The sequence below is a fragment of the Bradyrhizobium sp. JHI2711 genome, assembly GCF_056156565.1.
On the sequence record NZ_JBPZPT010000004.1, the window covers coordinates 186288 to 202811 of the forward strand.

At 65.9% G+C, this 16524-nt stretch carries 13 protein-coding genes; 8 read left to right on the top strand and 5 right to left on the bottom strand.

From position 1 onward, the window contains the following. The first annotated feature begins 34 nt into the window (after nt 1-34). Nucleotides 35-598 (top strand): molybdenum cofactor biosynthesis protein B, encoded by a 564-nt coding sequence (gene moaB / locus ACTEK7_RS28345; RefSeq protein WP_036037229.1) that lies wholly within the window; start codon nt 35-37, stop codon nt 596-598. Between the two features lie 191 nt (nt 599-789). Here moaB and ACTEK7_RS28350 read toward each other — a convergent pair whose 3' ends face one another. Next, nucleotides 790-1749, bottom strand: coding sequence for a bifunctional helix-turn-helix transcriptional regulator/GNAT family N-acetyltransferase (locus ACTEK7_RS28350; protein WP_225147845.1), 960 nt, complete (start codon nt 1747-1749; stop codon nt 790-792). A gap of 63 nt (nt 1750-1812) precedes the next feature. Continuing rightward, nucleotides 1813-2388, bottom strand: a complete 576-nt coding sequence (locus ACTEK7_RS28355; RefSeq protein WP_128263049.1) for a glycosyltransferase family protein — start codon at nt 2386-2388, stop codon at nt 1813-1815. Between the two features lie 252 nt (nt 2389-2640). Here ACTEK7_RS28355 and ACTEK7_RS28360 point away from each other — a divergent pair, with 252 nt between their 5' ends. Next, nucleotides 2641-3483, top strand: coding sequence for an RMD1 family protein (locus ACTEK7_RS28360; RefSeq protein ID WP_036024879.1), 843 nt, complete (start codon nt 2641-2643; stop codon nt 3481-3483). Nucleotides 3484-3571: 88 nt separating this feature from the next. Here the strand turns inward: ACTEK7_RS28360 and ACTEK7_RS28365 are convergent, their stop codons facing one another. Together ACTEK7_RS28365 and ACTEK7_RS28370 are read right to left on the bottom strand one after the other, a co-directional pair. Next, nucleotides 3572-4744 (bottom strand): acetate/propionate family kinase, encoded by a 1173-nt coding sequence (locus tag ACTEK7_RS28365; protein WP_225147844.1) that lies wholly within the window; start codon nt 4742-4744, stop codon nt 3572-3574. A gap of 2 nt (nt 4745-4746) precedes the next feature. Then, nucleotides 4747-7161, bottom strand: a complete 2415-nt coding sequence (locus ACTEK7_RS28370) for a phosphoketolase family protein (RefSeq protein ID WP_225147843.1) — start codon at nt 7159-7161, stop codon at nt 4747-4749. 210 nt (nt 7162-7371) lie between these two features. On the opposite strand from ACTEK7_RS28370, the gene ACTEK7_RS28375 reads away from it, so the two are divergent. From ACTEK7_RS28375 to ACTEK7_RS28390, 4 genes are all read left to right on the top strand, one after another. Next, on the top strand, nt 7372-8535 hold the full coding sequence (locus tag ACTEK7_RS28375) for a PA0069 family radical SAM protein (RefSeq protein ID WP_225114537.1): 1164 nt from the start codon (nt 7372-7374) through the stop codon (nt 8533-8535). Nucleotides 8536-8559: 24 nt separating this feature from the next. Next, nucleotides 8560-9015 carry a VOC family protein gene (locus tag ACTEK7_RS28380; RefSeq protein ID WP_225143136.1) on the top strand — a complete coding sequence of 152 codons (456 nt, stop codon included), beginning with the start codon at nt 8560-8562 and terminating at the stop codon, nt 9013-9015. A gap of 77 nt (nt 9016-9092) precedes the next feature. Beyond that, nucleotides 9093-9950, top strand: coding sequence for a ribonuclease HII (locus tag ACTEK7_RS28385; RefSeq protein ID WP_225147842.1), 858 nt, complete (start codon nt 9093-9095; stop codon nt 9948-9950). 206 nt (nt 9951-10156) lie between these two features. Further along, nucleotides 10157-11665 (top strand): glycosyltransferase family 39 protein, encoded by a 1509-nt coding sequence (locus tag ACTEK7_RS28390; RefSeq protein WP_225147841.1) that lies wholly within the window; start codon nt 10157-10159, stop codon nt 11663-11665. Between the two features lie 122 nt (nt 11666-11787). Here the strand turns inward: ACTEK7_RS28390 and ACTEK7_RS28395 are convergent, their stop codons facing one another. Next, nucleotides 11788-12603, bottom strand: coding sequence for a uracil-DNA glycosylase (locus tag ACTEK7_RS28395; RefSeq protein ID WP_225147840.1), 816 nt, complete (start codon nt 12601-12603; stop codon nt 11788-11790). Between the two features lie 135 nt (nt 12604-12738). Between ACTEK7_RS28395 and ACTEK7_RS28400 the strand changes: the two genes are divergently transcribed. Both ACTEK7_RS28400 and ACTEK7_RS28405 read left to right on the top strand, forming a co-directional pair. Continuing rightward, nucleotides 12739-14400, top strand: coding sequence for an electron transfer flavoprotein-ubiquinone oxidoreductase (locus tag ACTEK7_RS28400; protein ID WP_109144973.1), 1662 nt, complete (start codon nt 12739-12741; stop codon nt 14398-14400). A 287-nt stretch (nt 14401-14687) separates the two neighbouring features. Beyond that, nucleotides 14688-16484, top strand: coding sequence for a tetratricopeptide repeat protein (locus ACTEK7_RS28405; protein WP_036024894.1), 1797 nt, complete (start codon nt 14688-14690; stop codon nt 16482-16484). The last annotated feature ends 40 nt before the right edge of the window (nt 16485-16524 follow it).

The following is a 16524-nucleotide window of genomic DNA, read 5'->3' on the forward strand; positions in this document are numbered from 1 at the left end:
GCGTCAGCCCCGGAACGACGAGCGAGGGTGAAGAATGGCCTCCATCGACGAATCCAAACAATTCATCCCGCTCAACATTGCGGTGCTCACGGTGTCCGACACGCGCGCGCTTGCGGACGACAAGTCCGGCCAGACCCTCGCCGATCGTCTCACCGCTGCGGGCCATCATCTCGCCGCGCGCGAGATCGTCACCGATGATGTCGAGGCGATCCGCGCCGTGATCCGCCGCTGGATCGCCGATAGCGGCATCGACGTCGTCATCACCACCGGCGGCACCGGCTTTACCGGGCGCGACGTCACGCCCGAGGCGATCGAGCCGCTGTTCGAGAAGCGCATGGACGGCTTCTCGATCGCCTTCCACATGCTGAGCCACGCCAAGATCGGGGCGTCGACGATCCAGAGCCGCGCCACCGCGGGCGTCGCGGGCGCGACCTACATCTTCTGCCTGCCGGGCTCGCCCGGCGCCTGCCGCGACGGCTGGGACGGCATCCTGGCGGCTCAGCTCGACTACCGCACGCGCCCCTGCAATTTCGTCGAGATCATGCCGCGGCTGGACGAGCATCTGCGCCGGCCAAAAGCGCAGGGCGCGACGGTGTGAGTTCTTGCTTTTCTTCCCTTCTCCCCTTGTGGGAGAAGGTGGCGCGAAGCGCCGGATGAGGGGTTCTCTCCGCGCGCACCAATGCTTGTGGAGACATACCCCTCACCCAAGCGAGCTTGCATTTGCCAGTTGACATGCCCTCTCCCGCAAGGGGAGAGGGCGCAGCAACGCGCATCTCGCTCGCTGCGAGATCAGAGATCCAGCTCCCACGTCTCGCCGACCAGGTCGGCACCGAAGCTGTGATGCGGCTCCGTCGCGACCAGCTTGAATCCCGCGCTTTGATAAATCCCGCGCGCAGCCACCAAAATGCTCTGCGTCCACAGCGTCATCTTGCCGTAGCCGCGCTCGCGGGCGCCCTGGATGCATTGCTCGACGAGGGCGCGGCCGACGCCGAGGCCCCGTGCTTTCTTCTCCACCTGCAACAGGCGCAGTTTGGCGATCTCGTCCGTGGCCTTGACCAGGAACACCGAGCCGACCGGCTCGCCACCGACCTCCGCGATCCAGCAGTGCTCGCGCGCGGCGTCGTAATTCCTGATGAACTGTGCGCAGATCTCGGCGACCAGCGCCTCGTAACTGATGTCCCAATTGTAGTCCGCAGCATAGGCGGCGCCCTGGCGGGAGATCACCCAGCCCATGTCGCCGACGCGATGGCTGCGCAGCATGAAAGAAGCGGGCGGGCTTCGGCGTTGCTCCAGCACGGCCTCGATCGTGGCCATCGCCTGCGTGAGCCGGGTCGCATCGCCAGGCGAAAGCTGAGCCAGCATCGCGGCGACCTCGTTTTGCGAGTTCAGGTTCAGCTTGGCGAAAGCCTGCCGGCCTTTGGCGGTCAGGCTGAGCTGGTACTGCCTGCGGTCCGCGGGCAGCGGCTTTCGCGTGATCAGCCCCTTCTCGTCGAAGCTCTGGACGATGCGGCTGAGATACCCGGGATCGAGACCGAGCTCGTGTCCGATCTCTTTTGCGGCAAGGTCGTCGCGATGGGCGAGCTCGTAGAGCACCCGTGCCTCGCTGAGCGAGAACGGACTCTTGCCGAGGTGCTGGTCGAGCACACCGAGCTTGCGGGTGTAGAAGCGGTTGAAGGCGCGAACCGCCGCGACGGGGTCGCCGGCAGCCTGTTCGGCGACGGCGCTTGACGGCAAAGCTTTCGATAGCATGGGATCACCTCGATATTTGCCATTGTCAATTAATTGATTGACGTTGGCAAGTATCTCGGCGCTTCAGCCGACCATGACAATCCGGCTGCGCAGCATGGTCCGGGACGACCGGCCGAGCCGCCGGAGCAGCCGCGCCTCGGAATGCCGGGCGTGGGGCGGGTATCCGCCGATCCGGTCGTAATGATCGCGCGCGATCAGCAGCCCTTGATCGCCGAGCGGACCGACGAGCCTGCGCGCCACCGCCCAGAGGACGTCGCGCACTGCGGTATTTGCGTAGGGCGAGCGGGCATAGCGGAACACCGCGGCACGATCCCGGCCGCTGGTGGCGACGGCCTGGATGAACTGGGTGGTTTCCTCGATCCAGCCGGTTTCCAGCACAGCGCCGGCAGGCAGGAACATCAGCCAGGGCGATCGGGCCTGGAGCGCGCCGGCGGCGAGCGCAGCGCCTTGCGAATGCCCTTCGAAGCCGATGAAACGGCAGCCCGCGACGTCGGCAACGCGCTCGATAACGCCGTTGCGCGTGCCGTCGACCAGAAGCACTTCCCGGATTACGCCGGCTGTGGCGCCGGGCACCAGCGCGGCCAGGGTTGCGACCGCCGTCTGCTCGACACCTTCGGTCGGAATGATGACGCTCAGCATGATTGAGGCTTCAGTTTCCGCACTTCGGGAGAAGCGTAGCGTTGCATGATGTTGTCATAAACCCGTCGCGCTGCCGAGTGCAACTTTCGGAAGGGGCTTCGGCGTGCGATGGTAAACTGCCGCGAGTTCATCGCGGCCAGATGTGCCAGGCGCGGCTGGTAATATTGCCGAATGTTTCGGCACAAGCCGATCCTGACGGTATTAACCCCGAATGCTTCGTGGCGACGTTTCGCTGCCCGGGAGAGACTTTGCATGAACGCCGATCACCTCGCCGTTGGCACCGCGCCAACATCGCCGAAGCAGGAGGCCGCGCCGACCTTGCGGATCCGGGCGCTGATGCTGGGCGACCGCATCAACGCGTCTGGCCTCGAGATCGGCACGCTGGTGTCCTCGACGCCGGCCGCCTTCCGCGTTCATGCCGGCCTTGCCGTGATCTTTCGCTACGGCGTCGTCGTGCTGATCGGGCTGTTGCCGTCGGAGGAGAAGGTCCTCGTCGACAACCTGAGATCGCGCGTTACCGGAGAGTTCAGCCCCTACGAGGAGGAGATCGCGCAGGCGCAGCTCTGCAACGAGGAAGCCGGCGAGACGATCCAGCCGGGCGGGCCGATCTGCCTCGCCAAGTTCTCCGACGACCGGCTGCTGCTGGTTGCGGACGCACTCGCCAAAAGCACGTCGCTGGCGCGCGATGAGCGCCGCGTCGCCGCGGTGTTCGACGTGATCGAGCCGTTTGCACGGGAGCTCGCCGAGCGCGGTCGCACGCCGCAACGGCGCAAGGGCATCCTGCAATTGATCGGCAACGCGCTGCTGGTGCAGCAGCGGGTCGCCGGCCGCGTCGCGGTCGCCGAGAAGCCCGACGTGCTCTGGGAGAAGCCCGAGCTCGACCGGCTCTATTCGCGCCTGGAGGACGAGTACGAGCTGAAGGAGCGCCTCGACACGCTCGAGCGCAAGCTTGCCGCGGTGTCGGAGACCGCCAACGCGCTGACCGATATCATCGACACCCAGCGCTCGCTCCGCCTGGAGATCGCCGTCGTGGTGCTGATCCTGATCGAAGTCGCGATGGGGACTTTTCAGCTCCTGACCGGCCGCGGTCACTAAGCATGATGAGATCAGGTTTGATTGCTATAACGTGAGTGCACTCCCTCTCCCGCTTGCGGAGAGGGTGTTTTCGCAACGGGATAACGCCCTAGATCAGAGCCGCGCAATGGCGCGCGATCATCATCTCTTCGTTGGTGGGGATGACGAAGACCTCGACCATGCTGTCGTTGCCGTTGATGCGCTCGCGCGCGGCATCGTTGCTTGCGGCGTCGATGCGCACGCCCATCCAGGCGAGACGCTCGCCGATCGCGCCGCGGATCTCCTTGGCGTGCTCGCCGATGCCACCGGTGAAGATCAGGCAGTCCAGGCCGCCGAGCGTGGTCGCCATCATCGCGACCTGCTGCGCCGCACGGAACGTGAAGAGGTCGACGGCCTCACGCGCCGCAGCCTCGCGGCTCGCCAGCAGCGTGCGCATGTCGGCGGATATCCCTGAGACGCCGAACAGGCCTGACTCGTGATAGAGCAGGTGCTGGACATTCTCGACCGACATGTTCTCGTGCTCTTGCAGATAGAGCAGCACGCCCGGATCGATCGCACCGCAGCGCGTGCCCATCACGAGGCCGTCGAGCGGCGTCAGCCCCATCGTGGTGTCGATGCTGTGGCCATCGCGCAGGGCGCAGAGGCTGGCGCCATTGCCGAGATGCGCGATGACAGTGCGCTTGGCCACGAGCTCCGGCGCGATCTCGGCCAGGCGTCCCGCGACATATTCGAACGAGAGGCCGTGAAAGCCGTAGCGCCTGATCCCACGCGCCTCGAATCGCCGGGGAATGGCGAAGCGGCTCGCCGGCGGCGCGAGGCCGTGATGGAAGGCGGTGTCGAAACACGCGATCTGCGTCAGCCCGGGCCGGATCGCCGCCAGTGTGCGCACCGGCGCGAGGCAGCGCGGCTGGTGCAGCGGCGCCAGCGGCGTCAAGGCCTCCAGTTTCGCAATGATGTCGTCTGTCAGGACCTCCGGGCCTGAATAATCCGGCCCGCCGTGGACGATGCGATGGCCGATGGCCCGCAGGCTGCGTCCACCGAACCGGTCCTCGATGAAGGTGAGCACGTCCGCGAACAGATGGCCGCGGGCTCCGTCAGGCGCCTGATTGCTTGTCTCGAACAGGTCTTCGCCCGTGGGGCCCTTCACCACCAGCCGGGGTTTGGCCTCGTGCTCGTCCAGCAGGCCCTTGCAGAGCAGGGCGGGCTCGGCCGCCGCGACATCGAACAGGCCGAACTTGATGCTCGACGATCCCGAGTTGAGGACGAGGACCGTGTCCGGCATCGCTAGTCGCCGGCCTCGGCCGGCGTGATGCCGCCGGCGCTGTTCTGCCAGACCCAGTCACGTATTTCAGGCATGTCTTCACCGTGCTCGCGGACATAACGGGAGTGTTCGATCAGCCTGTCGCGGAATTGCTGCTTCACCTGAGCGGCCTTGGTCGCCAGTCCCGGCACACGTTCGATCGCCTCGATCGCGAGGTGGTAGCGGTCGAGTTCGTTGAGCACGACCATGTCGAAGGGCGTCGTCGTGGTGCCCTCCTCGGCAAAGCCGCGCACATGCATGCCGGCATGGTTGGTGCGATTATAGGTCAGCCGGTGAATGAGATAGGGATAGCCGTGATAGGCAAAGATCACAGGCTTGTCGCGCGTGAACAGGCTGTCGAAGTCGCGGTCGGACAGGCCGTGCGGATGCTGCTCCCTCGGCTGCAGCGTCATGAGGTCGACGACGTTGACGACGCGGATCTTCAAGTCCGGCAGCGCCTTGCGTAGGAGGTCGACGGCAGCGAGCGTCTCCAGCGTCGGCACGTCGCCGGCGCAGGCCATGACGACGTCGGGCTCGCCCTTTCCGTCCTCCGTGCCCGCCCAGGTCCAGATGCCGATGCCGGCATCGCAATGCGTCGCCGCGTCCTGCATCGACAGCCATTGCGGCGCCGGCTGCTTGCCGGCGACGATTACGTTGATGCGGTTATAGGTGCGCAGGCAGTGGTCGGCGATCCAGAGCAGCGTGTTGGCATCCGGCGGGAAGTAGATGCGGACGATGTCGGCCTTCTTGTTGGCGACGAGATCGACGAAACCGGGGTCCTGATGGCTGAAGCCGTTATGGTCCTGGCGCCAGACATGCGAGGTCAGCAGATAATTGAGCGAGGCGATCGGACGCCGCCACGGCAGCTCCCGCGTCACCTTCAGCCATTTGGCGTGCTGGTTGAACATGGAATCCACGATGTGGATGAAGGCCTCGTAGCAGGAGAAGAAGCCGTGCCGTCCGGTGAGCAGATAGCCCTCCAGCCAGCCCTGGCAGAGATGCTCGCTCAGCACCTCCATGACGCGGCCGTCCTGGGCGAGGTGCACGTCGTAAGGCTCGGTGGGCTCCATCCAGACGCGTTCGGTGGCTTCGAACACGGCGTCGAGCCGGTTCGATGCCGTCTCGTCCGGGCCCATGATGCGGAAGTTGCGCTCCTTCGCGTTGAGGCGGATGACATCGCGCAGGAATTTGCCGAGCTCGCGCGTCGCTTCCGCAACGACTTCGCCGGGCTGCGTCACCTCGATCGCGAAGCTGCGGAAGTCGGGCAGCTTCAGCTCCTTCTTCAGCACGCCGCCATTGGCATGCGGATTGGCGCCCATGCGCCTGATGCCTTCGGGCGCAAGCGCCTGAAGCTCGGCAACGAGCGCGCCGTTGCCATCGAACAGCTTTTCCGGCTCGTAACTGCGCATCCAGTCTTCGAGCACCTTGAGATGCTCCGGGTTCTCGCGGCAGCCTGCGACTGGCACCTGATGCGCGCGCCAGAAGCCCTCCACCTTCTTGCCGTCGACCTCCTTCGGGCCGGTCCAGCCCTTGGGGCTGCGCAGCACGATCATCGGCCAGCGCGGCCGCTCGACGGTTGTGCGGCCGTCGCGGGCATGTTGCTGGATCGAGCGGATGCTGGCGAATGCAACGTCGAGCGCATCGGCCATGGCCTGGTGCATCAATTTGGGATCGTCGCCGCTGACGAACAGCGGCTCGTGGCCGAACCCGCGGAAGAGGTCGCGGATCTCCGCGTCCTGCATCCGTCCGAGCACGGTGGGGCCCGCGATCTTGTAGCCGTTGAGATGCAGGATCGGCAGCACTGCGCCGTCATGGGCGGGGTTCAGGAACTTGTTGGAGTGCCAGGACGCAGCGAGCGGGCCGGTCTCGGCCTCGCCGTCGCCGACCACGCAGGCGACAATCAAATCCGGGTTGTCGAATGCGGCGCCATAGGCGTGCACCAGCGCATAGCCGAGCTCGCCGCCCTCGTGGATCGAGCCCGGCGTTTCCGGCGCCGCGTGGCTCGGGATGCCGCCGGGGAAGGAGAACTGCCTGAACAGCTTGCGCAATCCGTCCGCATCGCGCGCAATATCGGGATAGATCTCGCTGTAGCTGCCTTCGAGATAAGTGTTGGCGACCATGCCCGGACCTCCATGGCCGGGACCGCAGACATAGATCACGCTGACATCGAGCGCCCGGATGACGCGGTTGAGATGGGCATAGATGAAGTTCAGCCCCGGCGTCGTGCCCCAATGTCCGAGCAGACGCGGCTTGATGTGCTCGGGCCGCAGCGGCTCGCGCAGCAGCGGATTGTCGAGCAGGTAGATTTGCCCGACCGAGAGGTAGTTGGCGGCGCGCCAATAGCGATCGAGCAGATCGAGGTCGCTGCTCGCTTCGGCCGTTTTTTGTTGGATTGTCATGTTCCTGCCGACCTTCACTTCGCGATCGTCACCAACCCGGTTCCGGGGCGATCGATCCGTCGGGCATGAAACGGGATGGTCGTGACGGCTGTGTTGCGTGAGGTCAAAGGCAGGCGCGCGAAGTTTGGGCAGCTCTACTGTGCATGGGGTTGTTTTCACGTTTTTGATTTGTGTTCTTGATTTGTTCCTATGTCGTGCTATCTTGGCTGCATGAGTCCAGCATCCTCTCATGCTCTCAAGCACCCGCCGGTCACGGCGCCCTCCGAGCCGGCGGGTGCGCCTTCAGATTTCCCCGAGCTTGGCGTCGCCATCGACCGCGCGCGACGGCGAGGGCGGGGCGCGCAGTCCAACGCCAGCGGCCGTTACGAGGCCGAGGCGCGGGTCGCTTTCGACGACGGCTGGCAGAGCCTCGACGAGCTGCCGCCGTTCAAGACGAGTGTCGCCGTCGACACCTCGCGCAAGGTGATCACACGCAACGATTCCCCCGACATCGGTTTCGACCGCTCGATCAATCCCTATCGCGGCTGCGAGCACGGCTGCGTCTATTGCTTCGCGCGGCCGACCCACGCCTATCTCGGCCTGTCGCCGGGGCTCGACTTCGAGTCAAAACTGTTCGTGAAGCCCGAGGCGCCTTCGCTGCTCGAGAAGGAGCTTGCGGCTCCCGGCTACGAGCCGCGGATGATCGCGATCGGCACCAACACCGATCCCTACCAGCCGATCGAGCGCGAGCGCAAAATCATGCGCGGCATTTTGGAAGTGCTGGAGCGCGCAGGGCATCCCGTCGGCATCGTCACCAAGTCGGCGCTGGTGCTGCGCGACATCGACATTCTCCAGCGGATGGCCAAGCGCAACCTCGCCAAGGTCGCGATCTCGGTCACCTCGCTCGATCCGAAGCTGGCGCGCACGATGGAGCCGCGGGCCTCGACGCCGCCGAAACGGCTGGAGGCGCTGAAGCAGCTCTCGGACGCCGGCATTCCCACCACGGTGATGGTCGCGCCCGTGATCCCTGCGCTGAACGATTCCGAGATCGAGCGCATCCTCGACGCCGCCGCCCATGCCGGGGTCAAGGAGGCTGCCTATGTGCTGCTGCGGCTGCCACTGGAGGTGCGCGATCTCTTCCGCGAATGGCTGATGGCGAACTATCCGGACCGCTATCGTCACGTCTTCACCCTGATCCGCGACATGCGGGGCGGGCGCGACTACGACGCCAAATGGGGCGAGCGGATGAAGGGCACCGGACCGATGGCTTGGACCATCGGCCGCCGCTTCGAGATCGCCTGCGAGAGGCTCGGCCTCAACAAGCGGCGCTCCAAGCTGACCATTGATCACTTTGCGCGGCCGAAGCGGAACGGTGATCAGCTCAGCCTGTTTTGAGCGGACACATGCAAGAGGTGTCGCATGCTCAAGGAACTCGCGGTGCCGGTGCCGCGGCTGACCGTCATCACGCTCGGTGTGAACGACATCCGCGCCAGCATCGCCTTCTACGACGCGCTCGGTTTCTCGCGCCGGCTGAAGGAGACCGGCGAGGCGGTTGCGTTCTACGACACCGGCGGTCCGGTGCTAGCGCTTTATCACTGGGATCGGCTCGCCGCAGACGCGTCCTCGGAGGACCAGCCGAGGCCCACGACCTTTCGCGGCATGACGCTTGCCTGGAATTGCGTGACCCGCGAGGAGGTCGACGAGGTGCTGGCATTCGCCGTCGAGAAGGGGGCCACCTTGCTGAAGGCGGCGCACGCGACCGACTACGGCGGCTATTGCGGCTATTTTGCCGATCCCGATGCACATGTCTGGGAAGTCGTGGTCGCACCCGGCATCGAGGTGGGCGAGGACCGGCGGGTGCATCTGGCGGAGTAGGGCGGGCGGCCTGAATAACGGGAATATCGTGGGTTCCCGGTTGCGCTGGCGAAGCCCCCTGGCGCACGATCCCGGCCATGATTCGGGACCCCTCCGCCAAGACCCCAGCCAAAGCCGCGCCGAAGAAAAAGGCCGCGCCGAAGGCTGTGCCCGCCAAGGCGGCAAAGATATCTGCGGCCGATGCTGCGAAGGTCCCTGCCGGTAGGAAAGGCATCATTGCCGTTGCTGCCCCCAGCTTCCGCCGCGAGCGCGTGCTGATCAAGCGCGGCGTCTGGCCGGTCGCGGGCTGCGACGAGGCTGGCCGCGGCCCGCTCGCAGGTCCCGTGGTGGCCGCCGCGGTGATTCTCGATCCCCACCGCATCCCGCGCGGCATCGACGATTCCAAGCGCCTGACCGCCGAGGAGCGCGAGAAGCTGTTCGACAAGATCTGCGCCACCGCGCAGGTCTCGGTCGCCGTCGCCTCGCCGGCGCGAATCGACCGCGACAACATCCTGCGCGCCTCGCTGTGGGCGCTGAAGCGCGCCGTGGTGGCCCTGCCCGAGGCGCCCAGGCACGTCTTCGTCGACGGCCGCGACCGGCTCGACACCGCATGCGACTGCGAGGCCGTGATCGGCGGCGACGGTATCGTGCTGTCGATCGCCGCGGCCTCCATCGTCGCCAAGGTCACCCGGGACCGGCTGATGTGCGCGCTGGCGCAGGACTGCCCGGGCTACGGCTTCGAGCAGCACAAGGGCTACGCCGTGCCAGAGCATCTCGACGCGCTTGATCGCCTCGGCCCTTCCATCCACCACCGCAGCTTCTTCGCTCCCGTCGCCGCCGCCCGCGCCAAGCACATGCCCTGGACCGTCGAGCCGGTGCACGACCTGTTCTCGGTGACCGAGGTCGAGGTGCAGGTGGAGGCGAGCGTCGAGATCGACGCTTCCGTAAATCTCTAGCGATCCTCCTACAGCTTTCCCATCCGTCATGGCCGGGCTTGACCCGGCCACCTACGTCTTACCAGCGGCACGAAGAACGTGGATGCCCGGGACAAGCCCGGGCATGACGAACTGCGGCGGTTGCCACAACCCGTGACGCCCTTTATCAAAACAGACGTGAGCGAATAGGGCCGGCTGGACGGGTTGGCTGCACCTTCGGACGTTGCATGCGGTTTACCTCCCTGGTCATCGAGCTCATTCGCGCCCGGCCGCGGCTGATCGTTTGGATTGCGGTGCTGCTGCAGGCCGCGATGTGGCTGTTCGTGGCGCTGGTGTTCTACCGCAGCCCGCCCGGCACTCTCGCGACCCTTCTGGCCTTCGGCAGGGAATACCAGGTCGGCACCGATCTCGGCCCGCCGCTTGCCATCTGGCTCGCCGACATCGCCTATCGCGCCGCCGGCGGCCACATGCTCGGCGTCTATGTGCTCGCCCAGCTCTGTGAGATCGCGACCTTCATCGCGCTCTATCATCTCTCCCGTGCCGTGGTCGGCTCGCAGCAGGCGGTGCTTGCCGTGCTCCTCACCATGACGGTGCTGGCCTTCTCCTCCTCGGCGCTGGACTTCGGCCCGCTGATCCTGGCGCGGCCGCTCTGGGCGCTCTTGCTGCTGCACTCCTGGCAGATCATCGGCCAGCGCCGCGGTAATGCCTGGTTCGCCTGGTCGATCGAAGCCGGCCTCCTGCTGCTGACGACGCCCGCCGCGATCTTCCTGCTGCTGCTGATCGTCGTCTTCGCGGTTACGACCGCCGGCGGCCGCCGGACGCTGCGCGGGCTCGATCCGCTGTTCGCGCTAATCGTCGTCGCCGTGCTGGCGCTGCCCTATGCGGTCTTTCTGATGCGGGCCGAGACGCTGGCGCTGCCGGCCTTGCCGCCAGTCGCCGAGCTCAACGACCGCGCGCTGCATGCGGTCTGGCTGCTCGGCGGCCTCGTGCTCGGGGCGGCGGCGATCCCGGCGCTGACCTTTCTCAACACCGGAATGTTCGCCGGCAAGGGCGAGGAGCCGCCGATCATCTACCGCCCGCCGGTCGAGCCGCTTGCGCGCAACTTCGTCTATTTCTTCGCGTTCGCTCTGCCGCTCGGCGCAGTGCTGATCTCCGGCCTGCTGGGGCTCGATTCCGTCGTCGGCGGCCCCGGCGTCGTGTTGATCATGTCGGGGCTTGCCGTGGTCGTCGCGGCCGGCGATCTCATCGCGATGCGCCGCGCGCGCATGCTCCGCATGGTCTGGGCCGCCGCCGTTGCCGCGCCCGCCGCCGGCGTGGTGCTTGCCGTCCTGTTCCTGCCCTGGACGGGCACTAGCGAAATTGCGACCTCGATGCCGGCGCGCGCGATCTCGGACTTCTTCGACGAGAGCTTCGCCCGCCGCACCAACCATCGCCTGCGCGCCGTCGCCGGCGAGACCCAGCTCGCTAGCCTGATCGCGCTGCATTCCGGCCGGCCGCATTTGTTCATCGACGCCGCCCCCGCGCGGACGCCGTGGATGAGCCAGACCAAGTTCAGCGAGACCGGCGGCGTCGTGGTCTGGCGCGCCTCCGATACCGCGGGCACGCCGCCGCCGGAGATCCTCAAGCGCTTTCCCGGCATCGTGCCGGAAGTCCCGCGCGCCTTCGAATGGCTGGTGACCGGCCGCCAGCAGCTGTTGCGCATCGGCTGGGCCATCGTGCGGCCGAAGGGGACGTAGGTCGGTGTCATTCCGGGGCGCGGCGAAGCCGCGAGCCCGGAATCCATTCATCCACCAACTCTGCCGCTCGATGGATTCCGGGCTCTCGCTTCGCGAGCCCCGGAATGACGGCGTGGGCGTCGTTACACGGCGCCCTGCGCCAGCACCTTCGCGATCGCCCGCAGATCCTGCCAGGCCAGCCGCTTGTAGGCCGGCGAGCGCAAGAGATAGGCCGGGTGAAACGTCGGCAGCGCGCGGATCACGCGCTGGCCGGTGTCGTAGTCGAACCAGCGCCCGCGCGTGCGCATGATGCCTTCGCGCGTCGACAGCAGCGTCTGTGTCGAGGGATTGCCGAGCGTCACCAGCACGTCGGGGTTCACCAGCTCGATCTGGCGCTGGATGAAAGGCAGGCAGATTTGCGTCTCCTGCGGCGTCGGCGTGCGGTTGCCGGGCGGCCGCCAAGGAATGACGTTGGCGATGTAGGCGGTGGTGCGGTTGAGGCCGATGGCCCCTAACATCAGATCGAGCAGCTTGCCGCTGCGCCCGACGAAGGGCAGTCCCTCGATGTCCTCGTCGCGGCCCGGCGCCTCGCCGACGAACATGATGCGCGCCTGCGGGTTGCCGTCGGCGAACACGAGTCGCGTCGCGGTGTGCTTCAACGCGCAGCCCTCGAAATTTTGCATCAGCTCGCGCAGCGCCTCCAGGGTCGGCGCGGTGCGTGCGGCTTCGCGTGCCGAGGCGATGGCGACGTCCGGTGCAGGCGCGGCTTCGCCGCGCATGACCGCGGGCGCGGCGACCGGCCGCGGCGCTTCGGCTGGCGGGGCCGCGCGCGGGCTGGGTGGCGGCGCATCGATTTCCGCGAGGCGGTCTATCGGTTCCTCCGCGAGCGTGCAGTCGACACCGGCCTCCAGATAGAAGGCGAGCAGCTCTCGGACGGTGGGTGCGGGTTCGGGGATCATGGGAAAGTCTGACTTTTATATCACCTTGGACGGCCTTGCATCCCGGCGGAACGCGATTCCGAGGTTGTCCTACCCGGAAAAATCGGAAACAAGAGGGCGCAAACGACCAAGGACCGTCTCAAGGGCTGAGATCAGATGAGCACCGAAGAACTTCCCCCGCGCGAATCCATGGAATTCGACGTCGTCATCGTCGGCGCCGGCCCGTCGGGTCTGTCGGCCGCGATCCGGCTCAAGCAGCTCAACGCCGAGCTCAACGTCGTCGTGGTGGAGAAGGGCTCCGAGGTTGGTGCGCACATCCTCTCGGGCGCCGTGATCGATCCCGCGGGCCTCGACAAGCTGATCCCGGACTGGCGCGAGGATGCCGACTGCCCGCTGAAGACGCAGGTCAAGGACGACCGCTTCTACTGGATGACCGGCGGCGGCGCGATCAAGCTGCCGAATTTCATGATGCCGCCGCTGATGAACAATCATCACTGCTACATCGGCTCGCTCGGCAATGTCTGCCGCTGGCTGGCGCGCAAGGCCGAGGCGCTTGGCGTCGAGATCTATCCGGGCTTTGCGGCGGCCGAGGTGCTCTATGACGAGGAGGGCAAGGTCAAGGGCATCGCCACCGGCGACATGGGCATCGGCCGCGACGGCAAGCCGAAGGATTCCTTCACCCGCGGCATGGAATTGCTCGGCAAGTACACGCTGTTCGCCGAAGGCGCCCGCGGCAGCCTGACCAAGCAGCTCATCAACAAGTTCGCGCTCGACGCCAAGAGCGAGCCGCCGAAGTTCGGCATCGGCCTCAAGGAGGTCTGGCAGATCGATCCCGCCAAGCACCAGAAGGGCTTGATCCAGCATTCATTCGGCTGGCCGCTTGACCTCAAGACCGGTGGCGGCTCGTTCCTTTATCACTACGACGACAATCTCGTCGCCGTCGGCTTCGTCGTGCATCTGAACTACGACGATCCCTATCTGTCCCCATTCGACGAATTCCAGCGCTTCAAGACCCATCCCTCGATCCGCGGCACCTTCGAAGGCGCCAAGCGGCTCGCCTACGGCGCGCGCGCGATCACCGAGGGCGGCTATCAGTCGGTGCCGAAGCTGAGCTTCCCCGGCGGCGCGCTGATCGGCTGCGCGGCCGGCTTCGTCAACGTGCCGCGCATCAAGGGCGTGCACAATGCGATGGGCACCGGCATGCTGGCTGCCGAACATGTTGCGGCCGCGCTCGCCGCCGACCGCGCCAATGACGAGCTCGTCGAATACGAGAACGCCTGGCGTTCCTCATCGGTCGGCAAGGACCTGTTCCTGGTCCGCAACGTCAAGCCATTGTGGTCGAAGTTCGGCACCGTGCTCGGCGTCGCGCTGGGCGGCTTCGACATGTGGTGCAATACGCTGTTCGGCGCCTCACTGTTTGGCACGCAGTCGCACGTCAAGCCCGACCGCGCCACGCTCGATTCGGCCAAGAGCCACGCGCCGAGGAACTACCCGAAGCCCGACGGCAAGATCACGTTCGACAAGCTTTCCTCGGTGTTTTTGTCCAACACCAATCACGAGGAGGACCAGCCGATCCATCTGAAGGTCACGGACATGAACCTCCAGAAGACGTCCGAGCACGACGTCTATGCCGGCCCCTCGAACCGCTATTGCCCGGCTGGCGTCTATGAATGGATCGAGGAGGGCTCCGGCCCGCGCTTCCAGATCAACGCCCAGAACTGCGTTCACTGCAAGACCTGTGACGTGAAGGATCCCAACGGCAACATCACCTGGGTTCCCCCGGAGGGCGGCGGCGGCCCGAACTACGAGGCGATGTGAGGACATCGCAGGTGACCAGGCGCACGTTCCCGTGAGGACGGGGCTGCGGCGACCCGCCGCGGCCACGATAAGGCCATAGTGGCGGCGTCTTGGGGCGCTGGCGCGGTTTCAATGGGCCGGTTTGGGCGTGCGGAGGGGATCTTCCCGGGTCCGAATCCTTGCGGCGAAGCGCCAAAAGCGGCATTGTCGGCCTGACGGTTCCGGGCCCGGATGTCACCGGCCGCGTTCGCTTGCGATACGGTCTTCTGCTGCAAACCCAGGCACCACCCAACTCAAGGCGAGCCCTGATGTTTTCAAATCGTTTCAACCGCTGGACTGCTGCCGCCATCGCCCTCATGGGCACCGCGATCGCGACGGTCCCCGGCGCGGTCCTGGCGCAGACGCCGGATCATCCGGAAAACACGGCGGCGCAATTTCCGACGCGAAACGATCTGAAGTCGCTCACCGGCGCCGGCAGCTATCTCGCCGCCCGCCATGCTAGCGTTGAGCGCGACGCGACCTCGGCCGCCGCATTCTACCGTTCGGCGCTCCGCACCGATCCCAAGAACAACGAGCTGCTCGACCGTGCCTTCATCTCGTCGGTCGCCGACGGCGACATCGAGGAGGCGGTCAAGCTCGCCGAGCGCATCCTCACCATCGACAAGACCAACCGCGTCGCCCGTCTCGTCGTCGGCGTGCACGATCTCAAGCTGAAGAAGTACGTCGCGGCGCAGACCAACATCAACCAGTCGATCCGTGGTCCGATCACCGATCTCGTCGCCACGCTGCTGTCGGGCTGGGCCGCCTATGGTGCGGGCGATGCCAAGGGTGGTGTCGCCACCATCGACAAGCTGACAGGTCCGGAATGGTATCCGCTGTTCAAGGATCTCCACACCGGCATGATCCTGGAGCTCTCCGGCAAGGAGAAGGACGCCGGCACGCGCTTCGAGCGCGCCTACAAGCTCGACGATTCCATGCTGCGCGTGACCGAGGCCTATGCGCGCTGGCTGTCGCGCAACAAGGATTCCGCCGCGGCTACCAACATCTATCAGGCCTTCGACAAGAAGCTCGCGCGCCATCCGCTGATCCAGGAAGGCCTGCGCGAGACCAAGGCCGGCAAAAAGATGCCGCCGCTGGTCGATTCCGCGCAGGCCGGCGCCGCCGAAGCGCTCTACGGCATCGGCGCGACGCTGACCCGCCGCGGTGGCGAGGATCTGGCGCTGGTCTATCTCCAGCTCTCGCTCTACCTGCAGCCGACGCATCCGCTGGCACTGCTGTCGCTCGCCGATCTCTACGAATCGGTCAAGCGGCCGAAGATGGCGATCAAGGTCTACGAGCGCGTGCCCGCCAACTCGCCGCTCAAGCGCAACGCGCAGATTCAGCTCGCCATCGATCTCGATTCCGCCGACCGCACCGACGAGGCGATCAAGATCCTCAAGGGCGTCACCTCGGAGGATCCCAAGGACCTCGAAGCCATCATGGCGCTCGGCAACATCGAGCGCGGCCGCAAGCGGTTCGGCGATTGCGGCGCGACCTATTCACGAGGCATCGAGGTGCTGCCGCCCGGCAACGACAAGGCCAACAGCGTCTGGTACTATTATCGCGGCATCTGCCAGGAGCGCTCCAAGCAATGGGCCAAGGCCGAGGCCGACATGAAGAAGGCGCTGGAGCTGCAGCCCGACCAGCCGCACGTCCTCAACTATCTCGGCTATTCCTGGATCGACCAGGGCGTGAATCTCGACGAAGGCATGAAGATGATCAAGCGGGCCGTCGAGCAGCGTCCCGACGACGGCTACATCGTCGATTCCCTCGGCTGGGCCTATTACCGCATCGGCAATTTCGAGGAGGCGGTGAAGAACCTCGAGCGTGCGATCGATCTCAAGCCCGAGGATCCCACCATCAACGACCACCTTGGCGACGCCTATTGGCGAGTCGGCCGCACGCTGGAGGCAAAATTCCAGTGGTCGCATGCGCGCGATCTCAAGCCCGAGCCGGAAGAGCTGCCGAAGATCGAGGCCAAGATCGCCAACGGCCTTCCCGACGACAATTCGAACTCTTCTGCGGCGCAGGCCGAAAAGAAGAAGGACGACGGCAAGGGCGGCTAAGCTAGGCGCATGATCCGGAAAAGTGTGGAGCGGTTTTCCG